Source organism: Streptomyces sp. NPDC102270 (assembly GCF_044766405.1).
In the GTDB taxonomy this organism is placed as follows: domain Bacteria; phylum Actinomycetota; class Actinomycetes; order Streptomycetales; family Streptomycetaceae; genus Streptomyces.
Window position 1 is genome coordinate 94289 of record NZ_JBIWLX010000021.1, and the last position, 20192, is coordinate 114480.

12 protein-coding genes and 11 pseudogenes are annotated in these 20192 nt (G+C 68.0%); 17 read left to right on the forward strand and 6 right to left on the reverse strand.

Translation table 11 applies throughout. The annotated features are described in order from the left end of the window. Positions 1-43: 43 nt before the first annotated feature. Positions 44-738: pseudogene (locus tag ACIRP7_RS36485) on the forward strand (IS5 family transposase); the annotation flags it as partial. Between the two features lie 158 nt (positions 739-896). Here the strand turns inward: ACIRP7_RS36485 and ACIRP7_RS36490 are convergent. After that, complete coding sequence (locus tag ACIRP7_RS36490; RefSeq protein WP_403668488.1) at positions 897-1364, reverse strand: winged helix-turn-helix transcriptional regulator; 468 nt, start codon at positions 1362-1364, stop codon at positions 897-899. A gap of 93 nt (positions 1365-1457) precedes the next feature. On the opposite strand from ACIRP7_RS36490, the pseudogene ACIRP7_RS36495 reads away from it, so the two are divergent. Together ACIRP7_RS36495 and ACIRP7_RS36500 are read left to right on the forward strand one after the other, a co-directional pair. Then, positions 1458-1960 (forward strand): annotated as a pseudogene (locus tag ACIRP7_RS36495) (PaaI family thioesterase). 98 nt (positions 1961-2058) lie between these two features. Next, on the forward strand, positions 2059-2526 hold the full coding sequence (locus tag ACIRP7_RS36500) for a hypothetical protein (protein WP_403668490.1): 468 nt from the start codon (positions 2059-2061) through the stop codon (positions 2524-2526). On the opposite strand, the pseudogene ACIRP7_RS36505 reads toward ACIRP7_RS36500, so the two are convergent. Next, positions 2508-3685, reverse strand: a pseudogene (locus ACIRP7_RS36505) (MFS transporter). The gene ACIRP7_RS36500 and the pseudogene ACIRP7_RS36505 overlap by 19 nt on opposite strands. 405 nt (positions 3686-4090) lie before the next feature. On the opposite strand from ACIRP7_RS36505, the pseudogene ACIRP7_RS36510 reads away from it, so the two are divergent. From ACIRP7_RS36510 to ACIRP7_RS36535, 6 genes and pseudogenes are all read left to right on the forward strand, one after another. Continuing rightward, a pseudogene (locus ACIRP7_RS36510) lies at positions 4091-4570 on the forward strand (IS3 family transposase); the annotation flags it as partial. Positions 4571-4622: 52 nt separating this feature from the next. Beyond that, positions 4623-4835 (forward strand): annotated as a pseudogene (locus ACIRP7_RS36515) (aldo/keto reductase); the annotation flags it as partial. 91 nt (positions 4836-4926) lie between these two features. After that, positions 4927-5469 carry an NAD(P)H-dependent oxidoreductase gene (locus ACIRP7_RS36520; protein WP_403668492.1) on the forward strand — a complete coding sequence of 181 codons (543 nt, stop codon included), beginning with the start codon at positions 4927-4929 and terminating at the stop codon, positions 5467-5469. A gap of 100 nt (positions 5470-5569) precedes the next feature. Then, positions 5570-6166, forward strand: a pseudogene (locus ACIRP7_RS36525) (ATP-dependent DNA ligase); the annotation flags it as partial. 186 nt (positions 6167-6352) lie between these two features. Further along, on the forward strand, positions 6353-6931 hold the full coding sequence (locus ACIRP7_RS36530; protein WP_403668495.1) for a GNAT family N-acetyltransferase: 579 nt from the start codon (positions 6353-6355) through the stop codon (positions 6929-6931). A gap of 89 nt (positions 6932-7020) precedes the next feature. Then, positions 7021-7230, forward strand: a pseudogene (locus ACIRP7_RS36535) (ATP-binding protein); the annotation flags it as partial. Positions 7231-7254: 24 nt separating this feature from the next. On the opposite strand, the gene ACIRP7_RS36540 reads toward ACIRP7_RS36535, so the two are convergent. After that, positions 7255-7722 carry a hypothetical protein gene (locus tag ACIRP7_RS36540; RefSeq protein ID WP_403668498.1) on the reverse strand — a complete coding sequence of 156 codons (468 nt, stop codon included), beginning with the start codon at positions 7720-7722 and terminating at the stop codon, positions 7255-7257. A 1810-nt stretch (positions 7723-9532) separates the two neighbouring features. On the opposite strand from ACIRP7_RS36540, the gene ACIRP7_RS36545 reads away from it, so the two are divergent. From ACIRP7_RS36545 to ACIRP7_RS36580, 8 genes and pseudogenes are all read left to right on the forward strand, one after another. Next, positions 9533-11209: a hypothetical protein gene (locus tag ACIRP7_RS36545; RefSeq protein ID WP_403668501.1), complete on the forward strand. Its 1677-nt coding sequence runs from the start codon at positions 9533-9535 to the stop codon at positions 11207-11209. Positions 11210-11298: 89 nt separating this feature from the next. Beyond that, positions 11299-11925: a hypothetical protein gene (locus ACIRP7_RS36550; protein ID WP_403668503.1), complete on the forward strand. Its 627-nt coding sequence runs from the start codon at positions 11299-11301 to the stop codon at positions 11923-11925. A gap of 350 nt (positions 11926-12275) precedes the next feature. Then, entirely contained in the window at positions 12276-13337 is a 1062-nt protein-coding gene (locus ACIRP7_RS36555; protein ID WP_403668505.1) for a hypothetical protein, read from the forward strand. Positions 13338-14458: 1121 nt separating this feature from the next. Then, on the forward strand, positions 14459-15499 hold the full coding sequence (locus ACIRP7_RS36560; protein WP_403668508.1) for a hypothetical protein: 1041 nt from the start codon (positions 14459-14461) through the stop codon (positions 15497-15499). Positions 15500-15819: 320 nt separating this feature from the next. After that, a complete protein-coding gene (locus tag ACIRP7_RS36565; protein WP_403668510.1) occupies positions 15820-15975 on the forward strand; it encodes a hypothetical protein in 156 nt (51 codons plus the stop codon). 33 nt (positions 15976-16008) lie between these two features. Then, positions 16009-16205 (forward strand): annotated as a pseudogene (locus ACIRP7_RS36570) (hypothetical protein); the annotation flags it as partial. After that, complete coding sequence (locus tag ACIRP7_RS36575) at positions 16177-16704, forward strand: DUF6879 family protein (protein ID WP_403668512.1); 528 nt, start codon at positions 16177-16179, stop codon at positions 16702-16704. The pseudogene ACIRP7_RS36570 and the gene ACIRP7_RS36575, both read left to right, overlap by 29 nt. A gap of 24 nt (positions 16705-16728) precedes the next feature. After that, positions 16729-17205 (forward strand): annotated as a pseudogene (locus tag ACIRP7_RS36580) (helix-turn-helix domain-containing protein); the annotation flags it as partial. On the opposite strand, the pseudogene ACIRP7_RS36585 reads toward ACIRP7_RS36580, so the two are convergent. The 3 genes and pseudogenes from ACIRP7_RS36585 to ACIRP7_RS36595 form a co-directional block, all read right to left on the reverse strand. Beyond that, a pseudogene (locus tag ACIRP7_RS36585) lies at positions 17170-17838 on the reverse strand (IS630 family transposase); the annotation flags it as partial. The pseudogenes ACIRP7_RS36580 and ACIRP7_RS36585 overlap by 36 nt on opposite strands. A gap of 273 nt (positions 17839-18111) precedes the next feature. Next, positions 18112-19140, reverse strand: coding sequence for a bacteriocin fulvocin C-related protein (locus ACIRP7_RS36590; protein WP_403668515.1), 1029 nt, complete (start codon positions 19138-19140; stop codon positions 18112-18114). A gap of 139 nt (positions 19141-19279) precedes the next feature. Beyond that, positions 19280-20101 (reverse strand): annotated as a pseudogene (locus ACIRP7_RS36595) (IS5 family transposase). Positions 20102-20192 lie beyond the last annotated feature (91 nt).

Below are 20192 nucleotides of genomic sequence, written 5' to 3' on the forward strand. Positions count from 1 at the left end.
CCTGTCGGCGAGGACGAGCCCGAGCGGGCCCGCTCCGGACGGGCTCGGCTCGTTCCAGACCACTCACAAACGGCTGATCAGGTGGGCCATCGACGGTACCTGGGAGAAGATCCTCACCGCTCTCCTCGCGGCAGCGGATGTCGTCGACGACATCGGCTGGGCGGTGTCGGTCGACTCCACCGTCGTTAGGGCCCACCAGCACGCCGCCGGAGCACTCAAAAGGGGGCCGCAGACCCGAACGAGCCGGCCGACTACGCACTGGGACACTCCGGCGGCGGGCTGAGCACCAAGATCCACCTGGCTGCAGACAGCCATGCGCGGCCCCTGGCATTGGTCGTCACTGCGGGTCAAGCCGATGACGCACCCGCCTTCTAGACGGTCATGGCCCGCATCCGAGTGCCAAGAACCGGAATCGGCCGGCCCCGGACCCGCCCCACCATGGTTCTGGCTGACCGGGCGTACTCATCCCGCGCAATTCGCAGTCATCCACGCCGCCGGCAGATCCGCGCGGTCATCCCGCAGCCCGCGGACCAGATGGGCCGTCGTCTGCGACGGGGCCGCCGAGGCGGACGCCCGCCCGGCTTCGGCGCCGATGCCTACAAGCAGCGCAACACCGTCAAGCGATGCACCAACCGCCTCAAACAGTGGCGCGGCCCGGCCACACGAACCGACAAACTCGCGATCACCTACCAGGCCGCACTTCACCGCGCCGCCATCCTCATTTGGGCACGGCGGTGATCACGGAGGCAGAAGCTAGGTCCGGGTCGCCGGGGGTCTGGAGCTGCGTCGAAGCGGCCGCACGGGCGGCCGGCACGGTGGGGTGCTGGACGCCTGGGGCGAGGATCTGGAGCTGATGCGCGGCGGGGGCTCCCGGCTGCCGGTGTAGCCACGTCGCGTCAGGTCAGGGGTCGCGCTCCCGGCCCCGGCTCGACCGTCACGTCCCTCGGGGTCAGCGCGCCGTGCTCCCCGGTGCATGCGACGACCGCACGGACCGGGCATCCGCAGGCGCTGTGCCGCATGTCGAGGACCGGGCCGGCCGGGTCCGGGCTGTGTGTCTCGCCCCACTGACGCAGGGCGACGAGCACCGGCCACAGGTCCCAGCCCTTCCGGGTCAGCCGGTACTCGTTGCGGGAGCGGCTGCCGGGTTCGCGGTAGGGGACGGTCGTGAGGATGCCGGCCTCGGTCAGCTTGCGCAGCCGGTCACTGAGGACCGCCTCCGACAGGCCGATGTGCCTGCGGAAATCGTCAAAGCGGCGAACGCCGTTGGCCGCGTCCCGCACGATCAGCAGCGTCCACTTCTCCCCCACCACGTCGAGGGCGCGCTGCACGGAACAGTTCTCGGTGCTGAATGCGAGCCAGTCCACCGGGCCATGATAGCCCGCTGACTTCATGATTGACAGTCAGCTGCGGGCAGGGCTAGCTTCGCCGTACAAAGTCAGCCGGGAGGGCACAGACGCATGGGACGCACACGTACATACACATGGGACGACCCCATGGTCACGGCCGGTGCCGTGGGCCGCTCGTCCGGCCTGGACTTCCTGCGTGACGTCCTGAACGCCAGGCTTCCGGCGGCGCCGATCTCCGCCGCTCTCGACTTCACGCTGGAGGAGGTGTCCGAGGGCCGCGCGGTCTTCTCGCTCACTCCGGGCGAGGAGCACTACAACCCGATCGGCAGTGTGCACGGCGGCGTCTACGCCACCCTGCTCGACTCGGCGCTGGGCTGCGCCGTGCAGTCCACGCTGCCCGCGGGCATGGGCTACACCTCGCTCGACCTGAGCGTGAAGTTCCTCAAGCGGGTCTCGGTGGACACCGGCCCGGTACGGGCCGTCGGCACGATCGTCCACCGCGGCCGGCAGACGGCTCTCGCCGAGGCCACGCTGGTCGACACCGAGGACCGGTGCTGGCGCACGCGACCAGCTCCTGCATGCTCTTCTCGCTGCCACCGGCGGCAGCGGCCTGAGCCGACCGCGCTCTGCCCTGTTCGAGTGGTGAGCGCGGGCCCACGGTCGTAGCGTCGAAGACGGGACATCCATCGGCCAGCGGCAGCGGGGATCGGCCATGCAGCTACGCACACTCACCACGACGGTCGCGGTCTTTGCCGTGACCACCCTCGCCACCGCCGCGGGCACCTCGCCCGCGGCCGGGCCCGCACCGGCACCCGTGACACAGACCGTCCAGCCACGCACCGCGCCGCCGGTCCTCGTCGACTGCCTGTGGCACCCGCAAGTGCGGCCGACGCATTTCATGCTCGCCTGCGGGGACGGCAACAGCCGCCTGGCCTCCCTGCACTGGACCCGATGGGACGCGGCTTCGGCGCGGGCCAAGGGCGTGAACTGGGTCAACGACTGCAAGCCGTACTGCGCGGCCGGGCACTTCCACGCCTACCCGGTGACCGTACGACTGGACCGTGCACGGCCCTGGAAGAAGCACCCCCAGGTGTCGCACTACTCCCGCATCACACTGACGTACCCGGCCGCCCGGCCGGAGCAGTTCGGCCCGACCGTGTCCTATCCGCTCTGGGACTGAGAGGCGGCGGCCTGCTCCCGCTGGGCGCCGGTGATCACCTCGGAACGGCTGCCGCCGCGGTCCATGAAGCCGCCCATGAACGCAAGGCCCAGCCCGGCGGCGCCCAGCGCCGCGCCGACCAGCGACGGCGACGCCCAGCCCCAGCCCGCCGAGATCGCGAGGCCGCCGAGCCAGGCGCCGCCCGCGTTGGCCAGGTTGAAGGCGGAGTGGTTGGAGGCCGCCGCCATGGTCGGGGCGTCCTTCGCCTTGGCCATCAGCAGCATCTGGACGGGCGTGGTGATGAGGGCGCCCATCGCGCCGATCAACGTGATCGTGATGAGGGCGGGCACGGTGCTGTGGACGGTGAAGTAGAACACCACCAGCGCCGAGGACATCAGCGCGAGTCCCGCGTACAGCGTCGGGCGCAGGGCGCGGTCCGTGAGGGGACCCGCGACGAGCGTGCCGAGGGTCATGCCGACGCCGTAGAGCGCGAGGACCAGCGTGGTCGAGGAGTCGGACAGGCCCGTGAGATGGGTGAGCATGGGCACGAGGTAGCTGTAGACGGCGAAGAATCCGCCGAATCCCACGACGGCCGTGGCCAGGCCGATGGCCACCTGCTTGTTGCCCATGGCCCGCAGTTCGTGCCGGACGCCGGTCTGCGGGCCGCGCGGCTGGTGGGGGACGAAGAGGGACAGCGCCACCAGGGCGACGAGGCCGATGACGGCCACCGCGACGTAGGCGGCCCGCCAGCCCAGCTGCTGTTGGCGATGGTCAGCCCGAGGAACATCTTGGAGACCGCGCGTGCGGCCCGGTCGGGGGCGACCAGCCGGGACGCCACCACCGCGCCCACGCCGAACAGCGCCCCGTGGGGCAGTCCGGCGAGGAAGCGCGCGGCGAAGAGCAGGCCGAAGCCGGGGGCGAGCGCGGACGCGACGTTGCCGACGACGAACAGCCCGGACAGGAGCAGCAGCAGCCTCTTGTGCGGGATGCGTGCGCCAATGGCCGTCAGCACGGGGGCACCGACGACGACACCCAGCGCATAGGCGGAGACGATGTTGCCCGCCTGCGGAACGGACACGCCGATTCCGTCAGCGATCTGGGGCAGCAGCCCCATCGTGGCGAATTCCGTCGTACCGATGCCGAAAGCGACAACGGCCAGGGCCAGCAGAGCCAGTGGCATGGCGCAGGAGAACCTTTCGAAGGTGGTACAGAAGTACGAGGGGCGGGCCTGGGCCGTGTCGAAGCGGCTTCCCTCACCCGGCATCATCGGCCGGCGCCCCCAGGGCATGGTGAGCCCACAACGAGTGCAGCAGCGCGGCGGAGCAGGGCATTTCCAAGATCCCGTCCATGACTCATGTCACACCCTGCCGGTCGAAAACCCCGGGAGGGGACGAGGCGGCGCAGGGCTCCCGCTTCCGTGCGGAAGCGATGCGCCAGCGTCACGAGTACCGCCTCCTCGGCACCTTCACCAATGCGGGAGCGGGCTTGGAACTCCCATCTTGTGCAGGCGAACGGTGCCGAGGATGACGGCTGCACGTAGGCTGCCTCCTGGCTCGGCCTAGTCACTGGGACAGGCTCGCCTGCCAAATACGTCGGCGACATCACCTACCTGCCGGTGGGCGACGGCGAGTTCCTGTATCTGGCGACGGTGATCGACTGCTTCTCGCGCCGCCTGGTGGGCTGGTCGATCGCCGACCACATGCGCACCGAGCTGGGCGCCGACGCACTCCGGGCCGCCGCCGCGACCCGCGGCAGCCTGACCGGAGCCGTCTTCCACAGCGATCACGGAGCCCAGTACACCTCCCGCCAATTCGCCCACACCTGCGCCGAGTTGGGAGTGCGGCAGTCGATGGGCGCGGTCGGCACCTCGGCGGACAACGCCCTCGCCGAGTCGTTCAACGCCGCTCTCAAACGCGAGACACTGCGCGGTGCCCGCCGCCTCGCCGGCACCCGCGCCTGCCGCCTGGCGGTCTTCGCCTGAATCACCCGCTACAACACCCGCCGACGGCATTCGGCGAACGGACAGCAGGCGCCGATCGCCTACGAGCAGCAGTCAGCTACCTGACACTTGCCGCATAACGATACGAACAGGTGTCCACCCTCCGGGGACAAGGCCCGCCACCCCCGCACAGACCGCACTGGCATGGCTGCTGACCCGCGGCCACGACATCGCACCCATCCCCGGAACCCGGCGGGTCGCACGCGTCGAAGAGAACACCGCCGCCGACGGCATCGAACTCAGCGCCACTCAGCTCGACCGCCTGAACAACCTCACACCGGCCGCGGGCGAACGCCACGACGAGACGAACATGGCCACCATCGACCGGTGATCTGACGCCCTGTCGACGTGCTGACCCGTCACACCCGGCCGGCCCGCATCTGCTCATCCATTTCACTGATCGCTGAAGAGGTTGTCTCATCATGCCCAAGGTTCTCCTTGTCGTAGGTCACCCCGACCTGTCCCGGTCGAAGGCCAACAAGGCCCTGGTGGACGCCGTCCGCGAGCTGGCCCATGTCACCGTTCACGACCTCTACGCCACCCACCCCGACTTCCAGATCGACGCCGACGCCGAGCAGGCACTGCTCGCCGACCACGACGTGATCGTCTTCCAGCACCCGGTGTTCTGGTACAACACCACCCCCCTGTTCAAGCAGTGGCAGGACAAGGTCTTCACCCTCGGCTGGGCCTTCACCATGGACGGCTCTGCCTCGCAATTGGCCGGCAAGAAGGCCGTCGTCGCCGTCACCGCCGGCGTCCCCGCCGACCACTACACCCCCGAAGGCTCGAACCAGGCCACCATCGAGACCCTCCTCAGCAACTGGCACACCACCCTGCGGCTCTGCCAGTTCGACATCCAGCAGCCGATGGTCAAGGTGTACGGCACCGCCTTCGGCCTCTCCGACGACGAACTGGCCACCGCCGCCAAGCAGTACAACGAATTGCTCGCCTCCTTCGCCGCCTGACCGCACTCTCACGAGGACAGCCGCTCGCCGCCAGTGATCGACATGGCGCCGGACTCTATCCCGCGGACAGTTCAACAGGGCATAACCCAAATGGGACGGGTTCCGCGCCCTGGTCTCCGTCGACGCAGGCCGGGTGGTGCTGCGCTCCAGGCGCGGCACCGAGATGCTCCCGGCGTTTCCGGAGATCGGGACGGGAGCCGCGCAGCTGCCGGACGCGACGGCGATAGACGGCGAGTTGGTCGTACGGGACGCTGCGGGCCGGCTCGCCTTCGAGCAGTTGCAGAACCGGCTTCAGCGGCGCGGCGCCCGGCCGGTCTGGGCCGCTGGCGAGTAGCCGGCCTACTTCGCCGCGTTCGATCTGCTGCGGCTGTCCGGGACCGACACGACCGGATGGCCGTATCGGCGGCGCAGGGCCGCCCTGGAGTCCGTGTTCGCCGCCCGCCGGTTGTCGGCCCCTTGGGTGCTGTGCCCGTCGACCACCGACCCGGACACCGTGCGCGAGTGGCTGACATGGGCCTCGGTGGGAATGGAGGGCGTGATCTTCAAAAGGCTGGACGATGCCTACCGACCCACCAGGGGCTGGCAGAAATACAAGGTGCGCGAGACCACGGAGGCGATCGTCGGCGCGGTCACCGGCCCTCTGACAGCGACCTGGACCTCGTGCCGAACAACATCAACAACGTCCGCATCAAACTGAAGCGCCTGACCGGGCGCGGAATCCTCGATGAGACCGAGCAGGGACTGTTCACAGGCCGCGACCGTAGCCGCCCGGCAAACACGCCACCGGCCCATTCACGTCGTTCTGCCAGCCCGCAGAGGAAACCCGTTGCGAGTGAGCCGCATCGGATGTCTGATTGATCGGCCACCGATCACGGGATGGAACATGAGTATCTCGCTGCCCACCCCCTCGTTACACACTGCTCGCCTGCGACTGCGTGCCTTCGAAGACGCGGACGCGAACGACCTGTTCGCGCTGCAGAGCAACGCTTACGTGTTGCGCTACTGGGACGATCCACCGTGGACCGAACAAGCGCGCGCCGAGAAGTTCATCACCCGTTGCCGAGAGATGGAGAAGGAAGGCACCGGGGCCCGGCTGGCCGTGGATCGTGTCTCCGACGGGGCGTTCATCGGCTGGTGCACCCTGAACAGGTGGAATCCGGACTTCCGCAGCGCGTCGCTGGGCTACTGCTTCGACGATGCAGCGTGGGGCCACGGTTATGCGACCGAGGCCGCGCGCGCTTTGCTGCGGTGGGCATTCGACACGCTGGACCTGAATCGCGTCCAGGCTGAGGCCGATACGCGCAATGTGGCTTCTGCCCGCGTGCTGGAGAAGCTCGGCTTCGTGCGTGAGGGGACGTTGCGGGAAGACTGCGTTGTCAACGGCGAGGTCTCTGACTCGTGGGTCTACGGGCTGCTCAGGCGAGAGTGGCTGCCGTCGTCCGAGCCGGCTCCTGCCCGCTGAGTCCCATCGCCCGGCACCTGGTATCGACCCACGCCCCGAACCACTGATCACTGCGCCTCATCCAAACTCAACGACGAACCGGGTAAAGGCTCACATCTCGCACTCTGACAGAGCGGGAGGAGAAGAACAGCGTCGCCATCGCCTCCAACGAGTCCTTCTCTGGCTGGACCAAGACCTTCACCGACCCCAGGCTCTGCGCGGCCATCGACCGCCTCACCTTCGGCGGCAACATCATCGAGACCGGCACCGACTCCTACCGCCTCGCCACCACCCGCGCCCGCGCCCGCCGCCGAACAACAGGCGATCGCATGAGCTGCGGAGACTTAGATATGGGCCCGGATCTGCTTCACCGGATGGCCCAGTCGATCCCCTAGAGTCCTCAATTCGTCCTCGCTGAACCAGGAGCGTTCGGGGTTCCATATGGCGATCTCGAACCGGGCGAAACCGCAGGGCCAGTCGTAATCCGGCACGTCAAGAGTGGTTGATCCTCCACAGCACGGGACCTCGATCGCGAGCGTGGTGAACCCGTCGTCGCAGTGAGCCTCAAGGAGGTCGCCCCACCACTCCGTGTCGATGGCCGCCTGACACAAGGGACAACCGATCCTCTCCAGGTTCGCCCCGCAGTCGACGGCCGTCACCACGTCGTGCCACGTCACCTCGATCTCCACGTCCACGCCGCCCGCCACACCAGGGGCCAGGTCCTCGACGAGCGCGACGACGTGGTCGACCGCATCGCGGTCCGGCTGCCACTGCGGATCATTCGGAATGATCGACAGGACATCATCGCTCATAGCTTCCTCACCTCGTCAGACCACTGACCACCGCAGCGTCACGACGAGATGCTATCGATCAAACGTTCCAGCACTGCATCGTCCTGGACCTGCCGCAACCGACACGGAAGCAGGGGCGCTCTCAGAACTCGGGAACGTTTCAGCGCCAGCCCAGCGTCAGTCGCTGCCGAAACCCACCGACATCCGCTCTCGCCTCTCACCTACGCAGCCACGCAGGCTCTCCACGACACGCCGACACCAGATCGACACGCCGAGAAGGATCACGCAAAGGGTGGGGAGATCACCTGAGCAGGTTTGGCCACCTGAAGAGCGTCACATGAGGAGATTCAAAGAGCGCCATCACCGTCGACGTTCGGCCAGTTGATCCCGATGAAGTCCAGGATCTCGTCCATCCAGCCAGGCAGGACGTAGCCCATCCCCCGTGAACCCCCCTCAAAACCACGGCCACTTCACGCGCACCAAGGCGATGCCCGCACCCCCGCCACCCTAATCGGAGGTCTCTTCTGCGGATCAACCCTTCCACACGGCAATGCGCCCACCAGGCACGGGCGTCAGCTTTCCTTTGGAGCGCACAACAGGGCCTTGAACGCGGGGCTGCTGCACGGCGGTGGGGGTGGCGAGCCGATGCCTCATGGGCAGCAGCGGGCATTCACGGCTTGCGCCTTCCAGTTCGTGGGATGCGCCACCACGACGGTTCGCGCCGAACCAAGCGCCCGCAGCGGGACATCACGGCAGCAGTTGCACCCCCTGCTCCTCTACCGTCGGCGCCAGATCGGCGCCACCCGCCCCCTTCGCCCTGTCCCTGACCGCGTGCGCGTTCCTGGCTGCGCCTAAGTCCCTGACCCGATCGCGGAGCCGCCCGCGGTCCTGGCGCGGCTCAGCGGCTTGTGCCGGAAGCCGGACCGGGGCCCCGTCGCCCCGGCCCGGGTGCGCCGCACATCTCCACCGGGCTCCGCCACCACACCCGCGAGCCAATCGCCCGCTCACCACCCTCGAGCGCGACCAACCCGGACACATCACCGTGCGACGTCGCCCAGGCCCGCAACCCGAATGCCCGCTCGCACTCCTCGGCCTCAGGCGATCAGGAACCAGTGCACGGCGGCGGGGTTGTGCGCGGAGTCATCCATGTGGTTCACGGTAGCCGCCACCCCGGAAACACCACCCACGCTCTGACACCGAATTCCCACAGGAGGGTTGGTGGAGATCTACAGCGACCGCTGCTCAAGGTTTGGAGGGTCCGCGCGGCAACCCTCGCTAAACGTCGGCCTCATCACGTCCATTACCTGCGTTTCAGACTGAACGCCCCAGTTGATGCCCGTGGAGTGGCAAGGCGGCGGCCCTGCAGGAAGGTTCCCGGCGAGCCTCAACCACCAACCAGCCTGCGCCCCGGGAGCCATGCACAGCCGAGGGCTCGCGGGATGGGGCCTGAAAGGATCATCCAGCATGTCTGGAACGACGACAAGAAGACGCTGTCCGTCCCGGTTAACCACCGGCGTTACCGCCGCGGTCCCGTTACTCGGCACCGGCGTGGCGTCTGCCGCCGGCAGCCCGGCTCCGAGCCAGGACGGGAACTATGCTCCGTCCTCGCGGCCGGCCGCCGGGCCGGAAAAGGGCACCCGAGCCGGTGGCCGCCCCGCGTCGGGGAGTAAGCCGGAAGCTGGGCCCACATGGAAGCAGAGCGGCACTGTGTGGCAGATCGACCGCACCGTGGCGCAGCTGCGCAACTCGGTCACGGACCCGGACGGGGACAAGGCGAACCTCGCGTTCGAGGTGTGGAGCGTCGACACGGCCGGCAAGCCGAAGGCCAAGGATGAAGCTGACGGGCCAGAACGCCGACCCGGCCAACCAGGGCGAGGTGTCCGCCGAGTACGGCGTCATCGTGTCCAAGATGGTGACCTCGGGGTCGAAGGCCACGGTCACCGTCCCGCACGGCAACCTCAAGCCCGCCACCACCTACGCGTTCCGTACCCCCGCCTACGACGGCTCCCTGTACGAGACGGACTGGTCGCCGTACGCGACGTTCAAGACCCGGGGCCGACAGGTCGACATCACCCTCCCCGCGCCGAAGAAGGATGCGGCGGACCCGGCCTTCGACACCTCCTGGCAGCCAGTCCCCGGCTGGGGATCGGTGCAGACCAAGGACGCCGCAGGTGAACGACACTGCGAGGCGACCGGGCAGGGTGACCGGCTGTGCCTCGCCTGGGAGCCGGCCACGAAGGCAGACTTTGAAGCCGCCCGCGAATCCAGGGCGAGGCTGAAGTCCACGCGGGCCGCGAACCCGCCGCTGCACGACTCCTGCGAAGTAGGCGCCGCTCAGGACACCTACCTGTCGATCTTCACCCGCGACAAAGCGTGCATGTACGGCAAGTTCTCCGTCCAGGTCACCGATGAGCAGGGCCAGGAGGAGAAGGGCTACCAAGAGTTCTTGTACTCCTCTCACATGAGCACGGCGCTGACCGGCACGGAGCTGAAACTGTGGGCCCGTGTCACACCGCTGCCGATGCCCGCCGGACACCTGCCGTTCCCCGCCCAGCCGGGGGCGATCAAGTTGACGATCTCCCCGCAGTGCTCCGCCGGCTGCATGGACAAGCCGGCCTACGCATGGGACGGCAATCTGATGTGGGGCGGCTCCTACGACATCGACCCCCACGAGGAGACTGCGACGGCCACCGTGCCGTGGTCCGGCGGCGTGCCGGATGAGTCCGGGAAGAAGGACTCCGACCTCTCCCAGGCGCTGGCGTTCGCACCCTACGCGTTCTCCACGTCGGTGCCGGAGACGTTCCCCACGGACAACAGTCAGGGCTTCATCGGCAACCCGGTATACGTACGCTGCGACATGGTGTACTCCCCGGCGGGCTGCGTGTTCCGGGACTACATGCCCGGCTATGTGTTCAACACCGCCAAGACCCCGGCGGCTGCCGCGCACGCCTGGCTGATCCAGGCGAAAATCCGCGAAGGTGCACCGCTGAGCTACCTCCCCGACCGCAGGGGTGATACCGGCGAGCACGGTGAGCGCAACCAGTACGGCCGCGACCTCGACGCCAACCGCAGGGTCATCTGCCCGGACAGCTGGGCCGCCAAATCCGGCCACCCGGACACCACACCGGTGACTGACATCTCCGCCAGCGACAAGGCGTCCTGTGACGAGTTCACCTTCGCAGCGAGTTACAACAGCGGCGGGATGCCCTCCGCCATGAGCGGCACCAACCCGGTTACCTCGGGCGACAAGTGCGCCCGGACCTACGCCACCAAGCTCTCGGACGGTACCTGGCGGCTCTACGACGACGAGCGCACAGCCGCGCCGACATGGTCCGAAGTATGCGGCCGGTCCGCGATGTCCGGATGGATCAACTCCACCTCGATGAGCCGCTTCCCCACCTTCGCCAAGAACCTCCGGCTGATCGATCAGGACGCGTATTTCGTCAGGACGCCCGGTTTCGACAAGTGCGACGCCACGAAGCCGACCATCAAGTGCGACATCCGGTAGCAAGATGCTGAAGCACACCGCACATGCGGCCCGGGGCCGGCCACAGGGCCGCCCCCGGGCCGCGCCACACCGGAGAACGGAGACACACAGTGAGTTCCGGCGGGATCACATGGATAGCCGACGCGGACATCTCCTGGCTCGGCTACTACATCAAGCTGGCCCGGGGCCTGACCGGCGAACAGCTCGCCGCCCGCCTCGCCGCCACCGGCGGACCCGTACCGGTCCAGGCCACCACCGGGCCGCAGGCTGAAGAGCTCATCGACAGGCTCGACGCCGAACGCGGCGACACCGACAGCATCGCCGTCCGCTACGGCGACCACGCCGGACTGGGTTTCGCCGTAGCCTACGGCCACTGGCCGTCCGTCCTCGGTCCCGCCTACCACGACGGGACCTCCCGGGACGGCGTCCACATCTTCGAGCTCTACTACGAGAAGCAGAACCCGAAGGTCCCGCCCCCCGCATTCGCCTGCTTCCACGACGACCACTACGTGTGCGGTTTCGACATGTACATGCACACCTGGTCGCAGGAGATCACCGGCCCCGGAGCCGACCTCATCCGCGCTGACATCATCGCCGCCCGCATCCCGGAGGAAACAAACAGGGACACGGCGCACCGTGCCTCTCTCGCCGTGCTGGAGCAGCACTTCGAACTCGCACTGCCGCGTGATCTGATCCTCGGCGCGTCACTGCCCACTACGCTCGTCAGAGGACAGTAGCCGCGATAAGCCGTTCCGTGCACGGGGCCCCCGGCCCTTCTGTTGACCCCGTCACTGAGCATCGCCAACCTCAGTTCACGCAGGTCAGATGAAGGTGAAGACGGCTTGTCCGCGTTCGCTGCCCTGGGCAACCCGGCATCGTCGGCCACTACAACAGGAAGATCACGCGGGGCCAGCACCAACCGAGGTTCCTCCTGTGCTTCGCCAGACACGGGCGACGTCCTCTTGGTGATGGCGTGACTGCCGCTGCAGCTTCAGAGCGAGGGCGAACCACAGCACGGAACGGTCCAGAATCTTCGAACGATGATGCCCTCATGACACCCGTCAGGCCTCACGCCTAAGGTGTGCCGGTGATCTTCAGAAGGAAGCAGAAGGCCGCGGACCTGGCCGCCGTCATGTCAGAGCTGGAGCAGGCAGTGGCCGCCCGCGACGGTGGCCGCACCGAGCGTGCGTTCAACGCGGTGGTGAGTGGTCTGCAGTCGGCGACGGACACCGAATGCGTGCCGGTGGGACCCCGGTTGGCCGCGCTGCTCCCCGCCTTTCCGCCCACCGGTCCGCGCCCGATGCTGGCGACAATGGCCGGTTTCTGCGTGGAACGCGGTGCCGACCTGGCGGCCTGCGCGGGGCCGATCCTCGACGGCACCCACCGGGACCTACTCGATGCCCTGGAGTTCGCCCGCCGCTGGGCCCTCGCCGGCGGTGCCGGGGACGAACTGCCGGAGACCGACGAGAAGATCATCGACGATGCACTGATGGCCCGGCTGGGTGGCGAGGCGCACGAGGCGTTGCGGCTGGCGCTGGCCTGGTGCTCGGTCGAGCAGTGGCAGCCCCCCGCCCTGGCCGTGCTGTGCCGCAGCGCCGAGGTGCGCCGTCGGCACGCACCCACGCTCCTCCCCGCCTGCCGCGACCTGGCGGCCCTGGAGCGGCACGACCTCAAGTGCCTGGCCTACGCGCTGGCGATCCTGGACGACGAGTCCCTGGTGGTGTTGCACCGGCCCACCGGGACCGGGTTCGAAGTGCGCATCGGCGGCATCGGGGACAACTTCCAGTTGCACACGCTGCTCGCCCATGTGCTTGTCGGCGGCGGCCACGTACCCGGCACCGCACCGTCGGCAGAGAGCGTCCGCCTGGCCACGGACCCCGAGCCCGCCCAGGGCCGCACGGGGGCCCTCGCGTCCGGGGCCTTCGAACTCCTCGCCCCGGACGGGGAGCGGATCTGGAACGAGGGGCTGCCCGACGACATACCCGTCGTGGAGGGACGACGCCTACTCGTGCTGGACGAGCCGATGTACCCGCGCAGTTGGAACGCAGACCGGTTCTTCCCGATGCTCCCGGGGACAGCCGAGCTGACCCGTGTGCTGTCCGCCGACGAGGTCCAGACCTGGTTCACCTACACCTGCTGGACGTCCTGACTCGGCAGCCCGGCGACACCGCTCGGCGCCTGCTGCTGCCGCAGCCAGAAATCGGGCCTCTGCTAAAGATCTGCTGTCCCCTCGTTGCTCGCGCGGCCACCGGCCGCCGGGCGCCAGCCCCGCCCGGCCGCAGAGGGCATCCGGCCCCCGGACCCGATGATCTCCTCCTCCACGGGGACATCACACAGAAGCGCTTGAGTTGGCGAGGACACTGCGCGACACGGCTACCTCACGGACTGGCTCCGTTGACGTCAAATACGCCTGAGGTATGGGTAGTTAGCCCAGCAGTGAGCCGTCTTGAGCCCTTCCTTGTACTCGCGCCTGGCTCTACGCTGACGCAGTGTCCGGAAATTTGCAGCCAGGCGTCAGCGTCTACACCCGGGGGAGACCGTGGACGTCCCGACGTTGATCGTGTTGGGGGCGGCGGGCGGTTTGCTGCGTGGTGCCGTGGACCTCTACAGCCGCTTCGTGTCCTGGCAGACCGTTCGCCTCGACTGTCGGCAATCGGCAAGGCAAGCACCGCGATTCCAGGACTATTTCGACCCCTCCACCGACATCGTCGCGCCCGTCCTGCACACCCTTATGGGAGCCGGAGCCGCAGTACTGTTCGGCACTACGGGGCAAATCAGCGGTGAGTACGCAGCCCTCGTCGTCGGAATGTCAGCCCCCATGTTGCTCACCCAGCTCACCCGCGTCCAGACAGTGAACGAGGCGGTGACGGGCGATCGGCGGCCTGCCGAGGGGACTGAGGCACCCACGGCAATCGGGGCGCCTCCGGCTACTGGTGCCGTGGGCGGTGCGGACCACGCCAGCGCCTCAGATGCGGCAACCAGCACACCGCCCGCTCCCTTGCCCCAAACGGACCCCCGGCCGGCACCCTCCCCGTCCCTCGCCAGCCCGGTCCAGCAGGCGGCCTCTACTCAGATCCCGCCTCCCCCTGTGCGTCCGCTGTCGTCGTCCACGCCTCGTGCCGCGCTTGCTCCCACGCAGGAGCCCATCCCCGGCGCGCTCTCTGCGGACCGCACACACCGTGCAGAGCCCGCATCTCCTGGGGACACTGCCTTGCCTGGCGATCCGACCGACAGAACGGGATCTGGGCTCGATGGTCGAGGCGCGCCACGATGGCGTCAGGGACCTGCGACCGGGGAGGAGGCGCTGTGAACAGCGATCCGGAGCACCTGCTGAGCGAGGACCGCCAGGAATACGAGCGGATCCTCGACGAGGCGCTGCGCTCCGCACCAGACCGCCCGGAACTGGCCGCTGTCGGACAGCGACTCAACACGGAACAGCTGCGCACCATGGCGCTCAACGCCACCGCACTCATCACGGCGGCCGCGGCGACCGAGTACCAGCACTACGTGAAGGTCCGCGAGGAACTGCGCCACCCGGCGCAGTCCAGCCGTGACACCGGCTCCGCGGAACCGCGCTCGAGCACGACGGGGCTCGCCACCACCATGGGAGAGGTCGCCGAGACCACCGGCGCGGGCGCCTTGGGAGCCGGGCCGTCGTACGACGGTCGGGCCAGCGACGGGATCGCTGTACATCGGTGGGCCAGAATGTCCTACGGCCGTCGCCTGCTAGCAGCAGTGCTCGGCCTGCACGTACGTCCAGATGTACCCGCTGCAGCCAGAGCCGCGCGGCCCAGCCCGTTCTCGGTCTTCGCCGCTCCTGCCACCGCCCTCTCCGGAACCATCGCAGCGATCTTCCTACTCGTGGGCTACATCCTCACGATGCTCGACCCCGAACCCGCAGCTGCCCAGACCATGCTCACCACCGGATGGACGTTCGGCGCCGTGACCGCGGCCGCGATCCTCGTCACCGCCGTCGGACTGCTCATCACCGCCCTGCGCAGCAAGCCCTCGCTCGAGGCCGGACCGTACCGCGATTTGACCGCGGAAGTAACCCGGGCCAGGGAGGCCTGGCACAACGCACTGTTGGAGTGCGGCATCCTGCCGTTTCTGCGGGAGGCGCTGGCCGACCCCGGCACCGACGTACTGCGTCGTCCGGCACCGCCGGCTCCGACCATCCGCACGCCGCACCTCGGCTACGACCGGCCCGGCTTCAGCAGCCCGGACGACGCCACCCCCGCTCCGCGCCCGAGCTTCACGAGCCCGGACTACACCAGCCCGGACTTCGGAGGACCCGAGCGCCAGCCGGAGTGACACCCGAAGCCACCGCCGCCGAAACAGATGTCTCACCTTTGGGCCTTGTCGGTCACAGACCCATCGGGTGCGACGTGCAGTCCCCGCAACTCGCACAGGCGGCACGACGGGGACGGATCCTACGCATGAGCGAACGGGCTGACGCCACCTGCCACCTCTCGCCATGAGGGGGCGGAATGAACCCTTTTGATGGCGTGAAGGTTGCGACGCCCGCCGGAAGGCGCACCATGGAATGGCACGCTGCCCCTGCCGAGAAACTCATCTGTCCTGGTGGGAGGCGGTGTGGTGGCGTGCCGGGATCTGCGGGAACATGACCGGCCGTGCTGCTGCGACTGACGTATCTCGCCGTGACGAACGCGTTCGCAATGCTGCGCCTGCTGCCGACGAGCGACCACGGCAAGGACATCGAGATCCTCGGAGCGCCGACCTGGCTCAGGATCGGCCAAGCGTCCCACGAGTACGAACATGCCGCGTGACCTGCGCGGACCGAGTTTTCCGGCAAGAGCAGGGTCGACCAGGAGAAGCAGGAACTCGTCCTTCAGGGCTGGAAGCCGGGCCCCGAACTCGAAGCAGAGTGCGCGGCGTTCGAGGTGCCGGGCCACCTGTCGGCATCCCCTACGACGAGGCTGTGATCCGGATCCCCGCGAGGATGGTGCCGATGATCAGGGAGGCGTGCGATGCCGTCGAGCGAGCCGACGATCGCTGAGCTCATGGCTGGCTGCACGCGCTCCGCCGTGCACCTAGAGATGCGGGACCACTACGGGGTGGCCGAAGAAGCCGACGACTTCCGGGCCTGGCTAGAGACCGGTCGCCTCGACACCGACCCCGCTTCACTGGACTGGGCACCCTGGGTAAGCATCGTCTCCCAGGCCCGCGCTCGCGGTGTCGCCGTGCGGCGCGCCCGCATCGTGTCGGAACCGGTCTCTGACTACATCCGCTACGAGCACGCCTCCACCGTCGTGAACCTGCTGGCGGGCGAGGAGGTCCGCTGGCTTCCCCGCCGTCGCGCCTCCGACCTCGCGCTACTGGGCAACGACTTCTGGCTCTTTGATGACCGGGTGGTCCGCTGGGGCTACTTCTCCGGCAACGGCGCCATGGTCGGCCATGAGACGATCGACGACCCGTCCACCGCGAAGCTCTGTTCGGAGGCATTCGCGGCCGTCTGGGACCGCGCCATCCCCCACGACCAGTACGACATCCACTGATCAGAAAGCAGCGGCAGCCAGCCCATGCCCGCCTCGCCGTCCTCGTCTGCCCAGGCCGCGCGTGAAGCCGTTGCCCAACGCCTGCATGACATCCGCAAGGAGGCCGGCCTGACGGTTGTACAACTTGCTGCAGCGTGCGGCTGGCACTACTCCAAGACGAGCCGTATCGAAAACGCCCTCACCGGCCCGTCGGCCAACGATATTCGCGCTTGGTGCGAGGCCGCCCGTGCGGAAGCTCAGGCGCAAGATCTCGTGGTGCAGTCCCTCGGCGCTGAGTCCATGTACCGGCAGTGGCGCCACCAAGTCCGTGCGGGGCTGCGGCATATCCAGGACAGCCGGGTCCGCGGATACCGCGACACGGAACTGTTTCGGCTGTACTCCTGCGGCCTCGTACCCGGCCTTCTCCAGACCGAGGGGTACGCCGCAGCGGTCCTCGCGATAGCCGCCGACGTCCACGACTTGCCACTAGTGTCCTGCGCCGGAGATCCGTCGGCAGAAGCGGGCGAGGGAGTCGGGGATTTCTTCGGCTGTTTTGGTCCAGATGAACGGCTTGGGGTCTTCGTTCCAGTGCTTGACCCAGGTCCGGATGTCGGCTTCGAGGGCCTGGATGTTCTTGTGTGCGCCGCGGCGGATCTTCTGGTGGGTGAGGTAGCCGAACCACCGCTCGACCTGGTTGATCCAGGAGGAGCCGGTCGGGGTGAAGTGCAGCTCGAACCGCGGGTGTTTGGCGAGCCAGGCCTTGATCGCCGGTGTTTTGTGGGTGCCGTAGTTGTCGACGATCAGGTGGACCTGCAGGTGAGCGGGCACCTCCTTGTCGATGCGGATCAGGAACTTCTTGAACTCCGCGGCACGGTGCCGGCGGTGCAGGGCCGTGATGACCTCGCCGGTGGCGACGTCGAACGCGGCGAACAGGGTGGTCGGGCCGTTGCGGACGTAGTCGTGGGTGCGCCGCTCGGGCATGCCCGGCATTATCGGCAGCACCGGCTGGGACCGGTCCAGGGCCTGGATCTGCGACTTCTCGTCCACCGACAGCACCACCGCGCCCTCGGGCGGGTTGAAATAGAGGCCGACGACGTCACTCCAATGCCTCCCGGACAGTGGCCTGCGCACTGGTCTCGCCCCGCTTCCACGGTGCCGCCCGGCAGTACCCAACAAGCGAGGGCGCCTTCGGAGGACGCGCGGCGTGATGTGTCGTGCACGATGCAGCACACTCCCCCGCCGGCGATGCGCATTCGGTGCAGTTTCCTCCCAAGCAGGTGCGCACGATGCCGTGCGCTCCGGTCAGTCGGTGCGCATCGCCGTACGGAGTGCGTACCGCACCACGCACCAGTTGACGCAGCCTGAGCGGCTCAAGAGGGGGTGCGAGAGGGAGAGTTCTCCCCTCGGTGCGGCTTTGTATTCCAACCGCTAGTAACAGAGTCCGTCGCAGGTGTACTCCCACAGAGAGCCGCAGCCACTGGACACCAGAGTGCAGCAACAGCCGCAACCGCTAGGGCAGCCGAGCTGGAAGTAGCAGCATGAGTGGCAGGTGCGGCCGCACCAGCTCGGGTCACCCAGGGCACACCCGCACTCGCCGGCGAGAGCCTCTTGTGAGGAGTCGGGTCCCAGTTGAGCCATCAGGGCGCGCGCCTCCTGCTGGCCGAACGCCTCGATCGCAGCAGTCCTGAGCGGGTCGAGGGTCAGGTGGTTGGTGTCACCCGCAGCAATTGGCACGGTGAACAAGCTTGCCGTTCCCCGGACGAATGCCTCGAGTTGCGTGATCGCGGTGCGCTGGTCTCGAGTGAGCGCCCCCCGTGTCTTCCTGTAGTCATCGAAGTGCGCCAGCCACAGAGCCTTCTTCACCTCGGGGGCGGAAGCACCGTAGATGGCCTTCCGGATAGCCAGGGGCTGAGCGGTGACTTCAGCGTATTCGGTGGGCAGCGCGTCCTTGTTTTTCTCCAGCCACTCGCGAACCTCAGACCGTCCGTCCGCCGCGAGCGCCGGGGTGCGACCGGCAAGGACCAGCGCTCCCGCGACGACTCCGCCGGTCACTAGACGCAGGAATCCCTTGCGCGGCATGCCGGATTCCTCCGGGCATGGCGAGGCAGGGTCCGCGTGTGCGGTCTTGCGGGCACCCGCATCGCTGCGGGCGGTCAAATCCCCGAGCGCCCGCAGCACGCGCACCGTGCCGAGCGCCCCCAGCCGGCGGGTAAGCGGTAAGCCCATCCGCACACCGGTCCAAGCGTGTGCCTGGGCGCCGCGTGCCTTGATGAGGGTGGGCAGCCAGGGTGCGTCTTCGCCCAGGGCGGCAGCGCGCCATGCAACTACCTCGGGCCGGTCCAGGGGCACGATCTCCAACCGCCCCCTGGATGACTGCTCGACCGTCGCGGCCACCTTCCGGCAGGTTCCGCACGACGCGTCGAAGGCAAGCACCCAGCGTGTCTCATGACTCGTCATTTTCGAACCTCCTGCGCACAGTGCATGATGTTCCCCTTGTTCGTAGAGGGTGAGGGAGCACCATTCCACGGGCTTGGCGGTCAGGCCATGCTTTCGATTCCCTTCGAAACGTCCGTCACGGGGCCTGCCCTTAGAACTCCTAACAAAGTGAGAGGTTGACCAGTTGGCGCCAGCAGATGATGCTGCAGGCCAGGCTGAGGAAGGCTTCGTGGATGTCGTCGCGGATCTCCCAGCGGATGCGCAGTCTGCGGAACCAGTGCAGCAGTGCGAAGCTCTGCTCTACCACCCAGCGGTGCACGCCCAGTCCGGAACCCTGCTCGACTCCGCGCCGCGCGATGACCGGGGTGATCCCCAGGGCCCGCACCTGCTTGCGGTACTTGTCGTGGTCGTAGCCGCGGTCGGCGTAGAGCGCGACCGGTCGTTGTCGGGGCCGTCCGCGCCGGCCGCGTATGGGCGGGACGGCCTGGAGCAGGGGGCTGGGTGACGTCATTGCGGTTTCCGCCGGTCAGCGATACCGCCAGCGGGATGCCGTGCCCTTCAGTGATCAGATGGTGCTTGGAGCCTGTTCGGGCACGGTCGACCGGGCTCGGTCCTGTTTTGGGCCGCCTTTGAGTGCCCTGATGTGCGAGCCGTCGATCACCGCCGTCGACCAGTCCAGCGCGCCGGCGGCGTTTAGCTCGGCCAGGAGCGACTCGTGCAGACGCTGCCAGACCCCCGCGTCGTTCCAGTCACGCAGACGCCGCCAGCAGGTCATGCCGGAGTTGAAGCCCAGCTCCTGGGGCAGGAACTCCCACGGAATGCCGGTGTACAGCACGAACAGGATGCCCGACAGCACCTTCCGGTCGTCCAGACGCTTGCGGCCGGGGTGATCCGTTCGGCGCGGCACAACCGGCAGCAACGGCTCGATGCGCGCCCACAGCCCATCCGGCACGATCCACGGCGGTTGCTCACCCCTTCTCAAGTGCAGGCTAACAACCCATCAGGCACCAACATTCCAAGGTACGTTGCAGCATTCTGTTAGGAGTTCTAAGGCGCCCTTTACACAGGAGGAC